Raw genomic sequence first — 20,570 nt, forward strand, 5'->3', positions numbered from 1 at the left:
TGACACACGGATGTCAAGCGCATGTCAAATTCCACGCCCCAATGACATTTGATATAGCCTTATCACGGTAATCTGGTATTTTGTTAACCTTACTGAGGTCACACAAAACGCCAGCATTATTTTTTAGGAGCAACACGTGAGAAAATGCATCGCAATCGATATGGACGAAACCATCTGTGACTACTTGAGATGAATATTGATGACACCATACAGCTCGCCTTACAGCATTTTCGAGCTGAGCAATATCAAGAGGCCAAGAGACTTCTTCACCGTGTCTATGAGCAAGCGCCTGAATATATTATCCCACAAATCTATCTCGCTCAGTTGGCAGTCTTAGAAGGTACGGGACACACGTGGATCGAAAGGCTTGAGGCTTTATTGCGCGAAAAACCTTACCTGCATGAGTCGTATCACATCTTAGGATTGTGCTATCAACAAAGCCGTTTGTTACCCCAAGCCTCCCACGCTTTTCATCAAGCGCTTGGGGCGTTTTTGTCTCAATCCTTTGTTTCGACGGCGGCCTATCCCCAGTCGATAAAAAAGGCCTCGGCGTTTGATCGCCCTCAAGCCGAATCCTTATTATGGAGCACTCTCGCCGAGCTAAAGCGGCAGGGGATTTACGCCTTTGCTACCGCTGGCACCTTACTCGGCCTTGAGCGTACTGGGCAATTATTAGATAACGACAAAGACATGGATATCGGTGTCGATTGGCTGCAACTGCCCAGCGTCATTGAGGCTTTAAAAAAATTAGGTTGGCAGGAAGTGTTGGGCTCTTATGGTTTGATCAACCCGCGCTGCTTTATACACCTAGCTTCTGGCATCACCATGGATGTGTGCGGGTATGGTACCGAGCTTCCTTCAGGTGAAACCATATCAGGACTTTGGATGGATCAGATTCCCTTTGATTGGAACCGCATCACGTACTTTCCCCCTATTCAGCTTAACGCCAAAATGTCTCCTGCTGGAGAAATATGGCATTTAACGGCACCCGATGCGTTTTTAGCCGCCCTTTATGGCGAACATTGGCGTATTCCTGATCCGTATTTCGACACCATAGTATCGGCCGCCAACTTACGGCATTTTTCTTGGCTCGCGCTGTGTTATGGCTACTCACGTCTTTACGGTGAATGGAACAAAGGCAACACACAAAAGGCGCTAAATATCCTTTCCACCTTACGACGACATAAAGCAGACGATCCGCTACTGGCTGGCATCGAGAAACACCTTCAGCCAACCCAGAAGGACCAGCCGCCAATCCAGAAAAGCCAGCCACGACGTGTGCTCGCATTAGGTTACTTCGACTTATTCCACCAAGGGCATCTCAACTACCTTAATTACGCCAAACAACAAGGGGATGTCCTTGTTGTGGGGGTTGCGCCCGATGCGTTTGGCAAGCAAAGCAAAGGCTACGCTCCGGTGATGTCTGAACAAGATCGCATGGCCATACTCAGCGCGCTATCGATTGTCGATGAAGTCCATTTGGTTGGCGCGCCCATGTCCCAAACCGACGCCGCCGCTCAATGGATAGCCTCGCTCAACATCAACGCCGTTATCTGTGGTGATGAATGGCAAGGCAGCGAACGTTGGAATGCGCTGAGTCAGCGATTAGAAAAAGACCAGATTGCTGTTTTATATGCTCCTCGTACGGCAGACATTTCCACAACAGATTTAAAAAATTACATTCTAAAAACGCTTAACGAGACACACGCTAAATAAGCGATGTCTTACTGTGAAAGTTGAGTTATGTGTTCAATTAGATAAGACGAATTGCAAAAAAATAAGCTGGTTAAATACCACTAAATAAGATGCCATCATATTATTTCATAGTGAAAAATAGCAAAACTACTGAACGTGATTGCATACACCCTTAGACAAATTGTCTACTCTATCGCTTTTCAAATAAAGTTAGATTAACCTAATAAAAAATACACCAATGCTAATTTCTCTTGCTTATTTTAAAAAGAATACTTAAGGATTTAATGCGATGTTCACTAAATTGACACCTATAAATAAAGAACAGCACGCTAACTTAAAAGTGAAAGCTATTGAAAATTTTGATTTTGCCAGCAAATTTCATATCGCGTCAGTAATGGTGCATGAGTTTGTTAAAGCAGCATCGGTATACCCGATTGTTTTTTTAGAAGACAAGTCTCAGGATGAATTTAAACCTGTTGCTTTACTTAGCCTAGATGAAGGCGAAAACCTGTTCATTGATGAAGATGGCAAATGGCAAGCGCCTTACGTTCCTGCGATCATTCGTCGCTACCCATTCGCACTTGCCAAAAACCCTGATCAAGACAGTTTTACTGTATGTGTTGACGAAGACAGCGAATACGTAGGCACAGAGGACGGCCAACCATTGTTCAATGATCAAGGCGAGCCAACGGAAGTTATTGAAAATGTAAAACGCTATTTAGGCGAACTACAACAAATGGAAGTGTTTACTAAAGCTTTTTGCCATTTTTTGGCTGAGAACAACTTGTTTACGCCACTAAATATGCGCGTTAGAGCCGCCGATCAGATCAAAAACGTCACGGGTTGCTACGTGATCAATGAAGAGCGTTTAAATAATCTTTCTGACAAAAAATTCCTTGAAATTAAAGAAAAACGTTATTTAGCACCACTCTACTCTCACCTTACTTCTCTTTCTCAAATTGAGCGTCTAGCCTTGCTCAAACAAGGTATAAGTGCTGTTGAAACGCCTCAACAAGCAGAAAGTAGCCTGCAATAAGCTAACGCCTCCTGTGTAACGTTCCTAGAAGCCGCCTCAAATGACTATTTGAGGCGGCTTCTGTTTATGAAGACTGAAGAAACCATCTACAAGCTAAGCCCTCTGCTGTATTTCACTTATAAAAACGTCTTTATTAATGAAGAAGCATTTAATCTTTCTAGTCACTCAATAACGCGGCGGCGCTGCCACAAACGGTCATGATAAAGAGAAACCATTTCAAATGGTTGGGGTTAGCTTTGATCGCCAGTTTAACCGCCAAGTAGGATCCGACTATGGTGCCGGAGGCGAGGATCAAGCCGGGGATCCAGAGAATTTGGTCGTTCCAAATAAACACCCCTAACGCCAAAGCAGTAAAACCCAGTGTGCAGACCATTTTTAACGCGTTAGTGCGAACAAGGTCGTAACGTAACGTGCCAGCTAGGGCGGCAATCAGGATAAAGCCCACGCCCGCTTGCACAAAGCCGCCGTAAACACCGGCAATAAATAAAGCGATCCAAGCACTGGGCTTTTCAGAGACTTTAAAGGGCACTGTCCCTTCTGGCGGTGCAATCATGGTGGGCCGGACAATCATGATGATCGTCATACCTATCATGGCACTCAGCAAAAGCGGTTTCAACCAAGCTTCAGGAGCGTAACTTGCGGCAAAAGCCCCAAAGACACCTCCAATCAAGGAAGGAATCATCACTGGAAGAATATCGGCATTGTCGAGCTTTTTAGCCTGTCGGAAACCAATCGTGGCCGATACATTCTGCAAGAAGACCCCAACTCTATTTGTTGCATTGGCGACATCAGCTGGCATTCCCATGACCATCAAAGCAGGCAGCGTTAGGTTGGAACCACCACCAGCAAGCGTATTAATAATACCCGCTAAAAAACCTGTACCGATCAAGAGTGTGACAGTAAACACGCTATAATCCATAGCCATATCCTTACATAAGCCCAATGACGAGCAATCAGAGAAAAAAGAGATCGATAAAAAGAAGACGAATAGTATGAGAAACCATATAAGCGAATAAAGTGTTAATGTACAAAAGCCAGTAAAACTAAGACAAAAGTCCCATAAGCAAGCTGAAAAATCTTTCAAGAAAGCTGCAACATACCTAGTAGGGAGAACATTGTGATTCTAACCGATGAGTTAACGACCCCGATTGGCGCCATGCGCGTCTGTGCCACAGAAGACGGTATTTGCCTGTTAGAATTTGCCGACAAGCCCCTCCTGGAAAACGAGCTGGTCGATTTACAACGCCGTCTTAATGCACCAATCATATCGGGCGAAAATGCCCATATAAAACAGCTTAAAATAGAGTTAACAGAATATTTTTCAGGCCACAGAAAAGCCTTTTCTGTAACGCTTCATACGTTGGGGACGGACTTTCAAAACGCGGTCTGGCAAGCGCTTGGTACGATTCCCTATGGCGAAACCGCCAGTTATCAAGAACAAGCCACTTGGCTCAATAACCCCAAAGCCGTTCGAGCGGTTGCTAGAGCCAATGGTATGAACCGAATTGCTATTGTCATTCCATGTCATCGAGTGATCGGTAAAGACGGCAGCTTAACCGGTTATGCCGGAGGACTAGAACGCAAACGCTGGCTACTAGATCATGAAAAAAAGCAGGCACTCTAACCGTCGTCAAATTGTCTGCCATCTTATGAATGCATCAAGGTTGTGTCGTGGGGGTGTAATTTCTAGGTGGCGCTATTGAAATACGCTCTTCACACGTTCATCTTGTAGGCTTTGGTCACTATTAGATGGAATCCAACATGTCGACAAACATTGTTGCTGTATACGGAACACTCCGTGAGGGGCTGGACAATCACGGCCTTATCGCCGAATGCAAACGCATTGGCTTAGGCTGGTTGACGGGATATCGCATGCACAATTTAGGCGACTATCCCGGTAGTGTTTACACTCACGATGATCGCTTTCGGATTCGGGTAGAATGGTACAAGATTTCTGACGACGTATTGGCGTCTTTGGACCAACTGGAAGGTTATGATCCAAAAACACCCGACAACTCACTCTATATTCGCAAGTCTGTTTTTTCGCCTTACGGCCGTGGTTGGGTCTACGTATACAATCAAACGCTGGATAAGGCACCTTACATGGAAGCTGGCGATTGGAAGCGCCACGCGCAAACCATCGCCAAGCTTCAAAACACCGTTAAGCACCAAGACGCACAATTGGCGTAGATAAGATTTGAGGTGTTTGAGTACCTTGTAATTGGTCGATATTCGCCACACTGGCTTGCACTTGATCGCCATCCGTTAACAAGCCGAAACGCACCACAAAGTGTTTAGCTTCGCCAGCAGCAATTGTCGGCACCAAACCTAACTCTCGCTGATAAGAGCGGTTATAAGCAAAGCTGGTGCCCGGCTCGATTCCCACGACATAACCTTGTTCCAGTGTGTCCGTATTTTTCCACACGGTAAGCACTGGCAAGGTACCGGTTTGATAACTGACTTCTATGCCACAACTCGCGTTGGCGTTATGTAACAAGGCATGAGAAAAGCCCTTCTCGTCACTGATAGGACGAATGTTAAACACCATTTCGTCAAAGTCTTTCGTTGGCGCTGGCATCTGATTCCAATCGCTCAAACCACCAGCGGCGTAGTCGTTAAAAGGCGATAGTTCCGCCATAGGAACGTGTAACTGCGCGCCATCTTCAAGAATCGGTTGGGCAAAGTTATTATGATAGATGGCTTGGTATTCACGCGGATAACTGCCTTTGTTGGTCAAGGTATCTTCAACCAATAAATAAGGTTCGTCTGGTGTTAGTGACAATACTGTTTGCAGTTCAAAGTTAGTGAACTTAAAACGCTTTTCATCGACTCGACCACGTAAAGTCACCCGATAAGGCGGCACCTGCTCGACCTCTAAAATCACCTCGTCGGCGGGTGTATTTTGAATACGACCATGCAATGTCAAAAACTCATCGCCATCTTGTCCTGGATGACCCGCCCATTGATAACCACAACGCACAATCATCTCGTTAAAACCATCTAACCAGCCCAAGCCACCAGACGCTTCTTGATTCACGAAACTAGGATGAACCACCTCTTTCACAGGAGAATCCCAACCAAAGCGCACACCATTTCTGACCACATCAAGCACCGCCATGCCTCGAGTCGGCACGACACGAACCACTGAGTCGCCGATGGTCAACGTAATCAAACGTGAACCGGTTTGCTTACCGCCCATCAAACAGGTTTGCTGAACATGAATAGGCACATCTTTCGGCAATCCCATTAACTCTGCGTTGAGTGACAAATCACCCACATCAATGTGTTGTTGATGACTAAGAAGAACAAGTTGAAACATAATTTAAACTCCTAAATTTGTGTCTATATTACCTGACTCAAAGCACGGACACGAGTAAGCCCGCAGCAGATTAGGGTCATTACACAACACTCAATAGATGCCTATAATGATATTAAAGACATTAACAAGAAGAACGATACAGTGTCATGAGGACATCAAAGACAAGGCATTGCGTACAAAAAGACACTTGCTACCAACGCGTGTTTAATACTACTGTCTTATAATTATCGTTTCTTAATGAATGTCGCCCGCTCACACAGATCAATTGAGGTTGTTATGAAGTCACCGTTGAGGATCCATCAACAAATTAATATGGGTTTAGCCGCCATTCTTTTGCTTGCGCTAGCCAGTATTTTTTTGGTCATTGAATTTAAAGTCAAACCCGACTTGACCGCTGAAAGACAGCGACAAATCTCCGTAAACCAGCAAGCGTTAAATGAATTACTCAGCGCCCAATTGGAAAAAATCCAACTCTTAACCAGTACACTCGCACTAGCCAGCACTCAGCTGCCAAAAGACGAGGCCTTATTCAAAAAGGTGTTTCCAGACATCATCAATAATCACGGTGACACCAGCATTGCGGGTGGTGGTATCTGGCCAGAACCTTCCGCCTTTACACAGGGTACGGAACGTAGAAGCTTTTTCTGGGGGCGTGATGGCGCTAAAATGAGTTACCTGGATGATTACAATGACCCTACTGGATCTGGTTACCATAATGAAGGCTGGTACACCGTCGGTAAAAGAAGCACAACGAAACTTTGTGCGTGGTCAGAAGCCTATATCGATCCTGTCACCGGCATTCCTATGGTGACCTGTACCATTCCAATGAAAACCAACAACCAGTTCACTGGCGTCGCGACCGTAGACATGATGCTGGATGGAGTAACAGAAACACTGGAGCAATATGGTGCAGAAAACCAAGGCTATGTCTTTGCGATCGATCAAACAGGTCAGGTATTAAGCTTTCCAAAAGAGGAAGTAAGCTTGGTGAAAAGCGATGGCAGCATGCTAACGTCGGCAGAATTAGGCGACCAGCTTTCTTGGTTACAGCCAGCATTAGGGAAAGTGACACAGGCAGGCAAAGTCGTCACGTTGGATCACGACGGAATTCTGGGCGGTGAAGCGTACGCCAGTCTTTTCCAACATCCTCAAACAGGCTGGACGGTGGGCTTAGTCGTGCCCAAAGCTCGTATGACGGAAATAGCGCAAAGCATGGGGCTTTTCCTTATGCTGGCGGTTGGCGCTTTACTGGTGATTGTTTTTGTCATCGCGGCACTCTTCTTCCGCGGTTTGTTGGGTAAAATTAATCAAACCACGAAACAAATCAATGAGCTCGCAGAAGGCGGCAGCACGAAAGCGCTGGACATTGAAAAATTAAATGAGTTGGGGGATTTGCGCCAAGCGGTGAATGCTTACGCGGACAAACTCAAAAATTTGCTGGAGCAAATCCACAAAGAATCCGCCAACTTAGTGGGTGATGCGGGTCGATTGAGTCAATTTAGTAACGACTTTTTACACAAAGCAACCAGCTTGAGTGATGAAAACACCACCCTAGCGGCGGCAACCGAAGAACTGGGTGCCACGTCGCGTGACGTGGCCATGTACGCCAACGAAACCAAAGAGACGGTGGAGCGCATTCACCAAGACGTTCGCAGCAGTGGTAAAGAAATGAATACCGTTATCGAAACCATGCGTTCGTTGACCAAAGCCATGACACAAGCGCAAACCAATATCCTTAAATTGGATGAGGACAGCCGCCGAGCAAACGGCATGTTGGGGGTGATTCGTGACATCGCTGAACAGACTAACCTCTTAGCCCTCAACGCCGCCATTGAAGCCGCGCGTGCTGGCGAAACAGGCCGCGGGTTCGCGGTGGTTGCCGACGAGGTCAGAAATTTGGCAGCTAAAAGTGAAAGCTCTGCGGTAGAAATCGAAGAAGTGCTTGGTCGCTTGCAAGTGGCTTCGAAAGAGTCGGTTAGTTCCATGGAGCTAGGCCAGAGTGAAACCGAGCGCGCGGTGACGACAGCCGAATCCACAGCGGCTCACCTACAGCAAGTGGTTGACGCTTTCTCACAAATTACCGATCAGGCCACTCAGATCTCCGTGGCCGCTGGCGAACAGCAAAAAGTCTCCCAAGACCTCAGCATGTTCGTGTCTCGACTGCAGGAACTGACTGGCAGTAATGCCACAGACTCCAGCGAGCTTAGTCGTATGAGCCAAGAAATAGACGCCATTGCAAAACGCCTAAACGCACTGAAATAAACGTTTAGCCGGCACGAAAAAGCCATGATGATTTCGGTCATCATGGCTTTTTTATGGCATCAAAAAAGCACTTACAGAAAACGCCAAAACCGCGCCACTAAACGATGGATTGGACGTCGATAGGGCGGCCTTAGCAGCGCAAGCACATTCCTACCTCGTTTATGTAAAACAGATTTGCTATGGGAAAAGCTTCGAAAGCCTTCCTCGGCGTGATACAGGCCCATGCCAGAAGGTCCTATGCCTCCAAAGGGCAAATCAGCTTGCGCGACCTGAATAAGCGTATGGTTAATCACCAAGCTGCCGCTGGCAATCCGTTCTTCACAGCGCCGTTGATCTTCTGTCTGCTGAGTAAATAAATACATGGCCAGAGGGCGTGGCCGCTGATGAATATAGGACAAGGCTTCTTCCATATCCGAATACAGCAAAATCGGTAACAAAGGGCCAAAGATTTCGTCCTGCATAACGCGTAAATCATCCGTTGGCTGATGCAACACATGCAAAGCCAATTTGCCATCGCGGTATGCCGGGCCCTGTGGCATGAGATTATCGCATTCAACTCCTTCAGCTCTGGCTTCCTCTAAATAGCCTTGCAAGCGGTCAAACTGACGGGAGTTAATTAAACTGGTGTAGTCTGAACTCAAGACGCCCTCAGGATAATAGTCGGCAAGCTCTTGCTTAATATAATCAACCAAGTCTTGTTTTTGATCTTGATGACAAAACACATAATCTGGCGCGACACAGGTTTGACCGGCGTTTAACAGCTTGCCAAACACCAGCTTTTTCGCGGTATCTTTTAAATCAGCAGACGGCGCCACCAGCAGCGGGGATTTCCCTCCTAACTCAAGCGTCACAGGCGTTAAGTTTTCCGCAGCATTGCGCATTACTATTCGCCCGACCGACGTGGACCCGGTGAATAACAGGTGATCAAAGGGTAACAAGCTAAACGCATTAGCAACGTCGGCATCCCCTTCGACCATTTCTAGCCAGTTTTCTCCTAACGAACGGTCTACTATATCCCGCAGTACTTTGTTGGTCTCAGGGCAATATTCCGACACCTTGAGCATCACACGATTGCCCGCTGCCAAAGCACCAATTAACGGCCCAAGGCAAAGCAGTACAGGGTAGTTCCAAGGCGAAATCATCCCAACTACGCCTTTAGGCTGGTATACCACCTTAGCACTCGCTGGTAAGGTACTGAGATGGACGCGGCGTTTGGATGGCCGCATCCATTGCTTAAGGTGTCGCTTGGCGTGTTTTATTTCTCCCATGGCGGGCACCAGCTCCAACAACCGAGACTCTTCCAACGCACGATGGCCAAAGTCTTTTTGCAACGCGGCAAGTAATGAGCGTTCAGAGTGCAACAAAGCTACCTCCAAACGCTTAAGACATTGTAAACGCTCTTCAAGCGTGGGCATGGTATGGCGTTGAGCCAAACTTTTCAGTCGCTCAAAAGCCTGATGCATTTCTTCATTTTGATAAGAAAGCGTGACCGCCATTTTTACCTCGCTATTGAATTTGATTCACGGTTTGAGTGTGGGTTGTCTACACTATTAAGTAATACAGACAACTAAGTAATACAGACAAGGTTTAACACTATCTAATAATAATCAGCGAATAACAACGATCTAGTAACTGCGATATTTTCAAGTAACGATAAACGCTAAGGAGCACATCATGGCGACTATTTTATGTTACGGCGATTCTCTGACTTGGGGCAGTATCCCCAACGGTGGACGCTACCCAGAGCACCTACGATGGCCTACCATACTTAATGCCCTATTGGGTCAACAACACCATGTGATTAATTTTGGTTTACCGGGTCGCACCACACTCTGGAACGACCCCTTCTTAGAAGGACGCAATGGCTTGTCGTATTTGCAAGCGGCCTTAGAAACGTTTGGCCCAGTCGACCTGCTCATTCTTATGTTAGGGACCAATGATTTGAAGCGACATTTTAATGTGGGCGCCTACGAGGCCTCGAAAGGTGTCGAAAAACTGATTGAAAAGTCAAGAATGCCAAATACTTACGATTTTGCACCGCCATCTGTATTGGTGATTGCGCCACCAAATATTTTATCCCCAACTGGCACGGTGGCGGAAAGCTTTACCGGCGCCATGGAAAAATCTCAGTCTTTTCACCAGTATTATCAAGATATTGCGATTCGCAACCAGTGCTTATTTCTTAATGCCGCTGGAGAAGTAGAACCCAGCACGCTAGACGGCGTTCACCTTGATTCTCAAGCCAACCAGCAACTGGCTAACGCGATACACGCCGTCATCGTGAATAACATCTAGATAACGCAATGTTTTATATGGCTTTTTTTTAATCAAAGACGATATGACTCGCCTTCTTAAAAAGCATGAAAAACACGCGACGTTAAAAAGACATAAAAATAACGCCTTTTTTGGCGTTTTAAGGTATTGACAAAGCCAGGCATAGTCAACGCTGAAAAGAAACTCAACACAATTTGTATAAAATACAGACGGGTAGTGCTAAATGGCCTTTTTTTTACGGGCAAATCTATGCTATAGAATTTTGCTACACATACTTATCCACAAGCAACTAACCCCATCAAGACCGCCGTCTTACCCGCACTCAATCCCACAAAAAGTCTCTAAAATCAGGTGTTTTTGCTCTGTATGCTCTTTTTGGTGGTTATTTGCCTCTCGTAATTGATACGTGATTGAGTATGATCATTTGACACGAGTAAAAGACAGAAGAGGAAAATACAATGAAAGTCAGCTTCATCGGACTGGGCACCATGGGTTACCCCATGGCGGGGCATGTCAGCAACGCTGGACACAGCGTGGTGGTCTACAATCGATCCACACACAAAGCGCAAAACTGGTGTGAAGAATACCAAGGCACGTTCGCAGCCACGCCAGCACTTGCCGCTCAGGAAGCGGACATTGTGTTAACGTGCGTGGGCAATGATGACGATTTACGTGCCGTTTATTTGGGGCCGGAGGGCGTATTCCAACAAGCCAAAGTGGGTACTCTTTTTATTGACCACACTACCGCCTCTGCCGAAGTGGCAAAAGAGCTGCATCAAGCCGCCCAAGAACGCGGCTTTGTCTTTATGGATGCACCGGTGTCAGGCGGTCAAGCGGGCGCGGTGAACGGGGTACTCACCGTCATGATAGGCGGCGATGTAAACGATCTCAACAAGGCGCAACCCATACTAAACAGCTACGCTAAAGCCACCACACTCATGGGCCCTGTCGGCAATGGACAACTAGCCAAAATGGTCAATCAAATTCTCATTGGCGGTGTGTTATCCGGCTTATCCGAGGGCATTCGTTTTGCACAAAAAGCCGGTTTAGACATACCAACACTGGTGGATACGTTAAAACATGGTGCCGCGGGTTCTTGGCAACTCGAAAACCGTGGCGCGACCATGGCGAAAAACGAGTTTAATTTTGGCTTCGCCATTGAATGGATGCATAAAGACCTAGGCCTTTGCTTAGCACAAGCCGAAAAAATGGGTTTAACATTGCCCCTCACCCAAGCGGTTGATCAAGACTACCAAGATTTAATGAATGAAGGACGAAGCCGTCAAGACACTTCGGTATTAATCAAAGCATTTGACAACAAAGCGAAAAGCTAGCGCTTGTTAATCGCAATATGCTGGAATGGTTAGAAATTTATTTCAACGGAAGAAAGACAATGGGCTTTAACCTTCCTATACTCTGGTACTTTATTCACATTGAAAAAATAGAACGAGTTGTGGGAGGCATTGCTTGGCTGAAGTCCATCAGGAAGATAATAAATTGTCTAAGTTATATGCCTTTGTCATCGCGTTAGTTTTGGTTGTTTTTTCAATAGCGGCTTGGTATGACGATGCACAACGTGACCGTCATTTTCAATCACGCCTTGATGACATACAGCTTATGCAGCAGGCTAAACAGCAACTATTACAACAAGAAGCCGAACGACAACTTGAAATAGCCGTTGACCTGATCGCGGTGGATCAGCAGTTACTGCAGTGGTTACGGCAGGCTGCTGAGCGCTATCAGCAACAAGGATCAGAGGCTGATCTTACCCCTATACGTCAGGCAATTTTGCCAATACTTAATGGTTACTGGCAAAAAATGACGCCCTATGGCGCCAGCCAATTGCATCTTCATTTAGCACCAGATGCGTTTACCTTACTCCGAGCACATCGTCCTGAACGCCATAGTGACAGCCTGATCAATATACGTCCGCTGATTATGCACAGCATCAACAATGCGGTTCGAGTAACAGGCACCGAGCTTGGCGTACACGGTCTAGGCTTACGCGCGGTGGTACCAGTGCTCAATAGCCAGAACGAAACCTTGGCGGTAATTGAACTCGGTTTTAACCTGCAAAACGTGTTTGCAACTAGGCAAGAATACATCGCCCTTCGTCGTTCATCGATAGACAGTCCCCCTGAAGATATTGCGCTATTAGTAAAACCGGACGTCACCTCTGCACTTCATAATGACGTAAAAGCGAATTGGTTACATACTGACTTTTGGAGTAGCCCCAGCCAAGATGACATGCTGCAATTTTGGTTGGATAATAAGTTGATACCCGAGCAAATCAATGAGCCGCAACAAATTACCCTTAGCTTCAACCAACAAACCTTTGCTGTGTCACTGCTGCCTTGGCCTGTTTGGGGCCAAAACACTCAACAAAACAGGCCATTAATTAGCGTAAGTTGGCACGATATCAGCCAGCAGCTGAGCGCTCAGCAACACGCAAATAAAATAACCTGGTCAATATGGGCTCTTTTGTGTTTAGTCACCTTAACCCTTGGTGTGTTGCTAGTCGCATTTTTACAACGTCAAGCAAGACGAGAGGTGTCGCAGCAGCAAACGTTATTGAAGCAGTCAGAACAAAAACTGTCAGCGCTGTATCAGCTATCGCCTTTGCCTATTTTGTTAAACCGTTTTAGCGACGGCGCTTTCGTGGAAGCTAACCCCGCGATGACAAAACTTACCGGTTACTCTATTGATGAAATACAGCAGTTAAGTTACAGAGATTTAACGCCTAAAAATTATGCTGAGGCGGAACAACAGCAACTTAAATCACTGACTGAAACGAGTCGATATGGACCCTACGTTAAACATTATAAGCACAAAAATGGCGAGTTAATTGATATAGAACTGAATGGCGTGTTGTTTAACGATGGTCAGGGCGAAAGCTATATTTGGACCATCATTCAAGACATCAGAGAAATTAAGCGCATAGAGAAACTAAAAGACGATTTTGTGTCAACGGTCAGCCATGAGCTTAGGACCCCCTTAACTTCTATTGCCGGCTCACTGAGTCTGTTACTAGGAGGAGTCGGTGGAGCACTGAACCCTAAAGCAGAAAGGCTATTAAGCATCGCGCACAAAAACAGCCAGCGCCTAAATATCTTGATTAACGATTTACTGGATATCAACAAGTTGATGGCCGGTAAAATGCGCTTTAATGAGACTTTGGTGTCTCTGCCAAACCTATTGCAAGAAGCAGTGGAGCAAAACCAACCTTATGCCAACCAAGATAACATTAAAATCACCTTGGTTAACGCACCACAAGTGCAATTATTGGTGGATGCGGCCCGAATTCATCAGGTGTTATCTAATTTTTTATCCAATGCAATTAAATTTTCCCCTGCAAACACGGAAGTGCGGCTCAGTACTGATGTCATTGACGATCGCGTGAGAATTTCGGTGCAAGATCAGGGAGCCGGTATCGCCACTTCTGACCAGCATCGGCTGTTTCAGCGCTTTTCGCAATTAGAGCAGCACACTTCTCAGGCAAAATCAGGCACTGGCTTAGGCTTGGCCATCAGTCGAGAAATTGTTTTGCGGTCTGGCGGCGAGGTCGGTGTGAACTCTGAACTTGGTCAAGGCGCCACTTTCTGGCTGGAGTTACCGATTTATCATGCGACCTCTCCAGCAGAAAGCCACTGACACTTTCTTGCACTAAAAACGGCCTTGCGCTAAAAACGGCATTCCCAATACCAAAATGGCTTGTTTGACTCGACACAGAGCCTGAACGAACGTACTGCACATTCTTATATTCAACTTTTTTACCGCCTCTTCGCCACTTTATTTTCACTTTTATTACGCAATCCCTTAAGAATAAAGACCTTTATTTTCAACACTTTAAAGTCCTAATTTTGGCTTTTTAAGATGTTGATATTCATTCCACGCATAGGACATATCATTATTTCGATTGGTCATTTAGACCGGCTTGAGTAATCTTCAAAGACGCTGTTTTTGAGAGCTGGGATTAATCCAGCTTGTCATCAATGGCGAAAGGGGGCTCAGGGATGAGGCAGAACAGCCCCATTCGAACTGGGAGTTTGAGTGGGGCTTGTTTCTAAATATCGTAAAGATAAGACCGTAAAGCCGCTCTTTACCTACCCAACAATAATCACAAAAGTAACGAACACCTTGATTCGACTTCCCGCGTGCTCAGCACGAGAATAATTATGTTAATGGAGAGTTAATAATGAAAACAGGGCTAGCTAAACTATCGCTTGCACTTATGGCCGCTGGCGCCATTGGAACATCCGCTCACGCCGCCACGACCTTGGTATATTGTTCAGAAGGAAGCCCAGAGGGCTTTAACCCTGCATTTTACACATCAGGCACCACCTTCGATGCAACGTCAAAAAACATGTTCAATCGCTTGGTCGAGTTTAAACTGGGCACAACAGAGACAGTGCCAGGTTTGGCTGAACGCTATGAAGTCTCCGCTGATGGCCTGGAATACACATTCCATTTACGCAAAGGCGTAAAGTTCCATTCCACTAAAGACTTCAAGCCAACGCGCGATTTTAATGCAGACGATGTGCTCTTCACTTTCAATCGTCAAGGTGACAAGAACCACCCATACCACACTGTGTCTAGCGGCTCTTATGAGTATTACAACGGCATGGGCATGAACACACTGATCAAAGAAATTGTCAAAGTTGACAACTACACCGTCAAGTTCGTGCTTAATCAGCCAGAAGCCCCTTTCATTGCTAACCTAGCTATGGATTTCGCATCGATCTTTTCTAAAGAGCAAGCCGACGCACTCATGAAAGCCGGCACGCCAGAAAAGCTGGACATTGATCCAGTTGGAACCGGTCCTTTCCAAAAAGTGCAATACCAAAAAGATTCTTTGATTCGCTACACCGCTTTCGAAGATTACTGGATGGGCAAAGCAAAAGTCGATCGTTTAGTCTTCTCCATTACGCCCGATGCGTCCGTTCGATACGCCAAACTGAAAGCGGGCGAATGTGACATCATGCCTTATCCAAATCCAGCGGATTTGAAACAAATGGAGGCGGATCCAAACATCAACTTGATGAGCCAAGAAGGCTTGAACGTGGGTTACTTGGCGTTTAACACACAGAAAAAACCTTTCAATGATGTTCGTGTCCGCCAAGCATTGAATATGGCCACTGACAAAAACGCCGTAATCGACGCTGTGTTCCAAGGCGCTGGTAAAGTGGCTAAAAATCCCATTCCACCGACTATGTGGTCTTATAACAAGGACACCGTAGACTACCCATTTGATCCAGTAAAAGCGAAAAAGCTTTTGGCTGAAGCGGGCTATCCGGACGGTTTCTCTACCAATATTTGGGCTATGCCAGTTCAGCGTCCGTACAATCCGAATGCGCGTCGTATGGCAGAGATTATTCAGGAAGACTGGTCTAAAGTGGGTGTAAAAGCCGAAATCGTTTCTTTCGAATGGGGCGAGTATTTAAACCGTTCTAAAAAAGGCGAGCATGAGACCTTATTGCTAGGTTGGACCGGTGATAATGGTGACCCAGATAACTTCCTATACGTGTTGCTTGGCTGTGACGGCGTTGGTGGTTCTAACCGCGCGCAATGGTGTAACGAAGAATTCAATAATTTATTGTTAAACGCCAAACAGACGTCTGATAAAGCCGAGCGTACTTCGATCTATGAAGAAGCGCAAACTGTCTTCAAACGCGAAGCACCATGGATCACGGTTGCTCACTCAGTGGTTTACGAGCCAATTCGTAAAGAAGTCAAAGGCTACAAGATTGATCCTTTAGGCGGTCATTACTTCTACAACGTCAGCAAATAAGCTGATCACAAGAAGTCTGTCCTTTGGACAACAAAACACCTACTTGCTGGGCCGTAAGTAGGTGTTTTACTGACCGAGCCCTCGCTCGATCAAATAACATCTCAAGAGAGCCAGTCCTTTATGTTCCAGTTTATTCTTCGTCGTTTAAGCCTCGTGATTCCGACTTTTCTTGGAATTACTTTGCTGACTTTTACCCTTATTCGCTTAATCCCCGGTGATCCTATTGAGGTCATGGCTGGCGAGCGCGGTGTGAGCGCCGAGCGCCATGCTGAGTTGAGTGCACAGCTCGGATTTGACCAACCTTTGTATGTACAATATTTTCGCTATGTGACCGGTGTCTTACAGGGTGACTTAGGCAATTCTCTGATCACCAAAGAACCGGTCATGAAAGAGTTTTTAACGCTCTTTCCGGCCACCATTGAACTGGCAACCTGCGCGGCGATCTTTGCCATCTTAATCGGTTTGCCAGCCGGTATTTTCGCTGCGGTTAAACGGGGGACCGTGATTGACCACTCAGTGATGACCTTCTCCCTCACTGGCTATTCGATGCCCATATTTTGGTGGGCGCTATTATTGATGTTGGTATTTTCCGTCAATTTGGGTTGGACTCCCGTCTCTGGGCGGATCGATGTGGTCTATTGGATCGATGATGTGACCGGCTTTATGCTAATTGATTCGTTACTGTCTGATGAGGAAGGCGCCTTTACCTCTGCTGTTTCTCATTTGATTTTACCTAGTATCGTACTGGGAACCATTCCTATGGCGGTGATTGCCCGTATGACACGCTCCTCCATGTTGGAAGTATTAAGCGAAGATTATATTCGAACCGCTCGTGCGAAAGGTATTGCCCCTTGGCGCGTCATCGTAATTCACGCTCTACGTAACGCTTTGATTCCCGTCATTACCGTGATTGGTCTGCAAGTCGGGATTCTATTATCGGGTGCAATCCTGACCGAAACCGTCTTTGCTTGGCCGGGCATTGGTAAATGGCTGATCGAATCTATTGGACGCCGTGATTATCCCGTTGTACAAGGCGGTATCTTGATCGTCGCATGTATCATCATTGTCGTGAATCTCTTGGTAGATATCACTTACGGCATTGTTAACCCACGAATTCGACACAGCCGATAAGGAGGCGTTTATGACAACATCTACAACAACGTCCACGACAAATACCCCATCGATCGCGCCCGTGCCAATGACACCCGCGCAAGAGTTCTGGCATTACTTCAGTAGCAACAAAGGTGCCGTTGCTGGTCTGGTGGTTATCTTCATCATTTGCTTTATGGCCGTATTTGCCAACTGGGTAGCTCCTCATTCACCCTCTGACCAATACCGCGATGCGCTGTTGTTGCCACCCGCTTGGTTAGAAGGCGGCAACTGGTCTTTTGTACTGGGAACCGATGATGTGGGCCGAGATATCTTATCTCGTTTGATTTATGGTTCGCGCCTTTCGATTGCCGTGGGTATCGTCGCCGTCACTGCGTCTTTGATCATGGGGATTTTACTGGGTCTTGTAGCAGGCTATTTCAGAGGCATGATAGACACAGCAATTATGCGTATCGTCGATATCATGTTGGCGATGCCAAGTTTGTTGTTAGCGATTGCCATTGTAGCGATTTTAGGGCCCAGCATTGTGAATGCGGCGTTGGCCATTTCCATTGTTTCCCTGCCACATTATGTGCGCTTGACCCGTGCGGCGACTATGGCGGAAATGTCTCGGGATTATGTCACCTCATCTAAGGTAATTGGTGCGGGGCCATTGCGTTTGATGTTTGTGTGCATTTTGCCAAACTGCTTGGCACCGTTAATCGTGCAAGCAACGTTAGGCTTTTCCAGTGCCATCCTAGATATGGCAGCCCTTGGCTTTCTTGGCCTTGGCGCACAGCCACCGACCCCAGAATGGGGTTCTATGTTGGCTGACGCCTTGCAGTTCGTGCAACGTGCTTGGTGGGTGGTTACTTTCCCCGGTTTGATGATTTTGATCACAGTACTGGCGTTTAACCTCATGGGTGATGGCTTGCGTGATGCCCTTGATCCCAAGTTGAAACAGTAAGAGAGGTTGTTATGTCACTGTTACAGTTGGAAAATTTAAGCGTTACCTTCGGCAATTTTCGCGCCGTAGATAACATTAGTTACAAGGTCGAAGAAGGGGAAGTTCTCGGCATCGTTGGGGAATCTGGCTCAGGCAAGAGTGTGAGTTCATTGTCTATCATGGGCTTGATCGATTTCCCAGGTAAAGTGAGCGCAGATAAGTTGACCTTTGACGGTCAGGATTTACAGGCTATGCCAGAAAAGCAACGTCGTAAGCTGACTGGCTCTGACATTGCGATGATCTTCCAAGATCCGATGACCAGCCTTAACCCCTGTTTCACAGTGGGTTACCAGATCATTGAAGCGTTAAAGACGCATCAAGGCGGCAGCAAGAAAGAACTGAAAGCGCGCGCTATTGAGCTATTAACACAAGTCGGTATTCCAGCGCCAGAATCCCGTTTGGATAATTACCCTCATCAGCTTTCAGGCGGCATGAGCCAGCGTGTGATGATTGCCATGTCCATTGCCTGTGATCCACGCTTATTGATCGCAGACGAGCCGACAACCGCGTTAGACGTGACCATTCAAGCACAGATCATTGATCTATTGATCGAGTTACAACGCAAGAAGCAAATGGGCTTAGTATTGATCACGCACGATTTAGCCTTAGTCGCCGAAGTCGCTCATCGCGTTATCGTTATGTACGCGGGTCAAATCGTGGAATCTGGCCCAGCGTCAGAAGTTTTCAGTACACCAAAACATCCATACACGCAGGCATTACTGGCCTCTTTGCCAGAATCCGCTGCCGGCAAAGCACGTCTTGAAGCGTTACCAGGTGTGGTTCCAGGCCAATACGATCGTCCTCTAGGCTGCTTGCTAAGCCCACGCTGCCCTTATGCGACAGATCATTGTCGTCAGGTTGAACCTGCGAACCAAGGCGATCTTGATCGCCAAGTCAAATGCCATACGCCATTGGACAGCGAAGGGAGACCAACCGCATGAACCAATCCAACAATTCATTCGACAATGCATCAGATAAGAAATTAATTTTAAAGGCTGAAAACCTCAAGCAGCATTATCACGTTAGACAGGGTTTTTTCAAGCCTGATGCCGTAGTGAAAGCCGTTGATGGTATTAGTTTCAACCTTGAAAAAGGCAAAACCCTTGCAGTCGTCGGCGAATCCGGTTGTGGTAAATCCACGCTTGGTCGAATGCTGACCATGATTGAAACACCAACAGGGGGCAGTTTGGCTCACCTAGGTGAAGACTTACTAACCTTGAGTTCAGACGCTCAGGCGAAGCTGCGCCAGAAAATCCAAATCATCTTCCAAAATCCTTATGGTTCACTGAATCCTCGCAAGAAGATCGGCGCTATTTTGGAAGAACCTTTGGTGATCAACACCAAGCTGTCTAAAGCAGAACGCAAAGAAAAATCCCTAGCGATCATGGCGAAAGTAGGCTTGAAAGCAGAGCATTATGAACGTTATCCGCACATGTTTTCTGGTGGCCAACGTCAGCGTATTGCTATCGCTCGTGGTTTGATGCTTGACCCAAATGTCATCGTGGCCGATGAACCCGTGTCTGCCTTGGACGTGTCCGTTCAGGCACAAGTATTGAACCTAATGATGGATTTGCAGCAAGAGTTTGGCTTGAGCTATGTGTTCATCTCTCACGATTTGTCTGTGGTGGAACACATCGCTGACGACGTGATGGTGATGTATCTAGGCAAAGTGGTAGAACAAGGAACTCGCGAACAGTTATTCGAGAACCCGAAACACCCTTACACCTTGGCTTTGCTGTCTAGTACACCGCAGCTTTCTCCGGATAAACGTCGTGTGCGAATTAAACTGCAGGGCGAATTACCCTCACCACTCAATCCGCCTTCTGGCTGTGCATTCCATGGACGTTGCAGTTATGCCAACGAACGCTGCAAAAGTGAGACACCCGTTTTGAGACTCGATGAAAACACAACGCAGGAAAAAGACCATCTCATTGCTTGCCATGCGGTGGAAGAAAAGCGCATTGATATCATTTCACAGGGGGCCGCCTAACAGGCAATCTCTCTTAGAAAGAAGATAGCTGCATATTGAGTTGATTAACGCCCGCAAGGGCGTTTTTTTATCTTTTTTTAAAAGGCGGCTTGTCCAGTTTGTTTAACAGTG

At 46.6% G+C, this 20,570-nt stretch carries 16 protein-coding genes; 13 read left to right on the forward strand and 3 right to left on the reverse strand.

The annotated features are described in order from the left end of the window. The first annotated feature begins 189 nt into the window (after positions 1-189). Positions 190-1,716 (forward strand): adenylyltransferase/cytidyltransferase family protein, encoded by a 1,527-nt coding sequence (locus tag EBI00_RS06805; RefSeq protein WP_123095170.1) that lies wholly within the window; start codon positions 190-192, stop codon positions 1,714-1,716. A gap of 268 nt (positions 1,717-1,984) precedes the next feature. Beyond that, positions 1,985-2,731: a SapC family protein gene (locus tag EBI00_RS06810; protein WP_123095171.1), complete on the forward strand. Its 747-nt coding sequence runs from the start codon at positions 1,985-1,987 to the stop codon at positions 2,729-2,731. Positions 2,732-2,888: 157 nt separating this feature from the next. On the opposite strand, the gene EBI00_RS06815 is transcribed toward EBI00_RS06810, so the two are convergent. Continuing rightward, entirely contained in the window at positions 2,889-3,650 is a 762-nt protein-coding gene (locus EBI00_RS06815) for a sulfite exporter TauE/SafE family protein (protein ID WP_123095172.1), read from the reverse strand. Between the two features lie 198 nt (positions 3,651-3,848). Between EBI00_RS06815 and EBI00_RS16235 the strand changes: the two genes are divergently transcribed. Both EBI00_RS16235 and EBI00_RS06825 read left to right on the forward strand, forming a co-directional pair. Next, the gene (locus EBI00_RS16235) at positions 3,849-4,355 is read left to right on the forward strand and encodes a methylated-DNA--[protein]-cysteine S-methyltransferase (protein ID WP_277749195.1); all 507 of its coding nucleotides are present in this window, start codon (positions 3,849-3,851) and stop codon (positions 4,353-4,355) included. Between the two features lie 137 nt (positions 4,356-4,492). Next, a complete protein-coding gene (locus tag EBI00_RS06825; protein WP_241556972.1) occupies positions 4,493-4,921 on the forward strand; it encodes a gamma-glutamylcyclotransferase family protein in 429 nt (142 codons plus the stop codon). Here EBI00_RS06825 and EBI00_RS06830 read toward each other — a convergent pair. Then, positions 4,893-6,050 carry an aldose 1-epimerase family protein gene (locus EBI00_RS06830; protein WP_123095174.1) on the reverse strand — a complete coding sequence of 386 codons (1,158 nt, stop codon included), beginning with the start codon at positions 6,048-6,050 and terminating at the stop codon, positions 4,893-4,895. The genes EBI00_RS06825 and EBI00_RS06830 overlap by 29 nt on opposite strands. Before the next feature lie 276 nt (positions 6,051-6,326). On the opposite strand from EBI00_RS06830, the gene EBI00_RS06835 reads away from it, so the two are divergent. Further along, on the forward strand, positions 6,327-8,312 hold the full coding sequence (locus tag EBI00_RS06835) for a methyl-accepting chemotaxis protein (RefSeq protein ID WP_123095175.1): 1,986 nt from the start codon (positions 6,327-6,329) through the stop codon (positions 8,310-8,312). Between the two features lie 71 nt (positions 8,313-8,383). Here the strand turns inward: EBI00_RS06835 and EBI00_RS06840 are convergent, their stop codons facing one another. Next, positions 8,384-9,808, reverse strand: coding sequence for a coniferyl aldehyde dehydrogenase (locus EBI00_RS06840; protein ID WP_123095176.1), 1,425 nt, complete (start codon positions 9,806-9,808; stop codon positions 8,384-8,386). A gap of 178 nt (positions 9,809-9,986) precedes the next feature. Between EBI00_RS06840 and EBI00_RS06845 the strand changes: the two genes are divergently transcribed. The 8 genes from EBI00_RS06845 to EBI00_RS06880 all read left to right on the forward strand — a co-directional run bounded on the left by EBI00_RS06845 (position 9,987) and on the right by EBI00_RS06880 (position 20,459). Next, complete coding sequence (locus tag EBI00_RS06845; RefSeq protein ID WP_123095177.1) at positions 9,987-10,607, forward strand: SGNH/GDSL hydrolase family protein; 621 nt, start codon at positions 9,987-9,989, stop codon at positions 10,605-10,607. Between the two features lie 437 nt (positions 10,608-11,044). Then, a complete protein-coding gene (locus tag EBI00_RS06850) occupies positions 11,045-11,920 on the forward strand; it encodes an NAD(P)-dependent oxidoreductase (protein ID WP_123095178.1) in 876 nt (291 codons plus the stop codon). 133 nt (positions 11,921-12,053) lie between these two features. Next, positions 12,054-14,237: an ATP-binding protein gene (locus EBI00_RS06855; protein WP_123095179.1), complete on the forward strand. Its 2,184-nt coding sequence runs from the start codon at positions 12,054-12,056 to the stop codon at positions 14,235-14,237. Between the two features lie 544 nt (positions 14,238-14,781). Further along, complete coding sequence (locus EBI00_RS06860; protein ID WP_123095180.1) at positions 14,782-16,374, forward strand: ABC transporter substrate-binding protein; 1,593 nt, start codon at positions 14,782-14,784, stop codon at positions 16,372-16,374. A gap of 120 nt (positions 16,375-16,494) precedes the next feature. Continuing rightward, positions 16,495-17,505 (forward strand): ABC transporter permease subunit, encoded by a 1,011-nt coding sequence (locus EBI00_RS06865; protein WP_123095181.1) that lies wholly within the window; start codon positions 16,495-16,497, stop codon positions 17,503-17,505. A gap of 10 nt (positions 17,506-17,515) precedes the next feature. Then, complete coding sequence (gene dppC / locus EBI00_RS06870; protein WP_123095182.1) at positions 17,516-18,430, forward strand: dipeptide ABC transporter permease DppC; 915 nt, start codon at positions 17,516-17,518, stop codon at positions 18,428-18,430. Positions 18,431-18,441: 11 nt separating this feature from the next. Then, positions 18,442-19,410: a dipeptide ABC transporter ATP-binding protein gene (gene dppD, locus EBI00_RS06875; protein ID WP_123095183.1), complete on the forward strand. Its 969-nt coding sequence runs from the start codon at positions 18,442-18,444 to the stop codon at positions 19,408-19,410. Then, positions 19,407-20,459, forward strand: coding sequence for a peptide ABC transporter ATP-binding protein (locus tag EBI00_RS06880; protein ID WP_123095184.1), 1,053 nt, complete (start codon positions 19,407-19,409; stop codon positions 20,457-20,459). Before dppD ends, EBI00_RS06880 begins: the two co-directional genes overlap by 4 nt. Positions 20,460-20,570 lie beyond the last annotated feature (111 nt).

Source organism: Marinomonas hwangdonensis, from assembly GCF_003721245.1.
Classification (GTDB): Bacteria; Pseudomonadota; Gammaproteobacteria; order Pseudomonadales; family Marinomonadaceae; genus Marinomonas; species Marinomonas hwangdonensis.

Excerpts from the sequence above, each read along its gene's own strand:
- EBI00_RS06825 (WP_241556972.1), top strand. The coding sequence starts at position 4,493 with ATGTCGACAAACATTGTTGCTGTATACGGAACACTCCGTGAGGGGCTG.
- EBI00_RS06880 (WP_123095184.1), top strand. The coding sequence starts at position 19,407 with ATGAACCAATCCAACAATTCATTCGACAATGCATCAGATAAGAAATTA.
- EBI00_RS06850 (WP_123095178.1), top strand. The coding sequence starts at position 11,045 with ATGAAAGTCAGCTTCATCGGACTGGGCACCATGGGTTACCCCATGGCG.
- EBI00_RS06865 (WP_123095181.1), top strand. The coding sequence starts at position 16,495 with ATGTTCCAGTTTATTCTTCGTCGTTTAAGCCTCGTGATTCCGACTTTT.
- dppC (WP_123095182.1), top strand. The coding sequence starts at position 17,516 with ATGACAACATCTACAACAACGTCCACGACAAATACCCCATCGATCGCG.
- EBI00_RS06840 (WP_123095176.1), bottom strand. The coding sequence starts at position 9,808 with ATGGCGGTCACGCTTTCTTATCAAAATGAAGAAATGCATCAGGCTTTT.
- EBI00_RS06860 (WP_123095180.1), top strand. The coding sequence starts at position 14,782 with ATGAAAACAGGGCTAGCTAAACTATCGCTTGCACTTATGGCCGCTGGC.
- dppD (WP_123095183.1), top strand. The coding sequence starts at position 18,442 with ATGTCACTGTTACAGTTGGAAAATTTAAGCGTTACCTTCGGCAATTTT.
- EBI00_RS06805 (WP_123095170.1), top strand. The coding sequence starts at position 190 with ATGAATATTGATGACACCATACAGCTCGCCTTACAGCATTTTCGAGCT.
- EBI00_RS06845 (WP_123095177.1), top strand. The coding sequence starts at position 9,987 with ATGGCGACTATTTTATGTTACGGCGATTCTCTGACTTGGGGCAGTATC.
- EBI00_RS06835 (WP_123095175.1), top strand. The coding sequence starts at position 6,327 with ATGAAGTCACCGTTGAGGATCCATCAACAAATTAATATGGGTTTAGCC.
- EBI00_RS06830 (WP_123095174.1), bottom strand. The coding sequence starts at position 6,050 with ATGTTTCAACTTGTTCTTCTTAGTCATCAACAACACATTGATGTGGGT.
- EBI00_RS06810 (WP_123095171.1), top strand. The coding sequence starts at position 1,985 with ATGTTCACTAAATTGACACCTATAAATAAAGAACAGCACGCTAACTTA.
- EBI00_RS06815 (WP_123095172.1), bottom strand. The coding sequence starts at position 3,650 with ATGGATTATAGCGTGTTTACTGTCACACTCTTGATCGGTACAGGTTTT.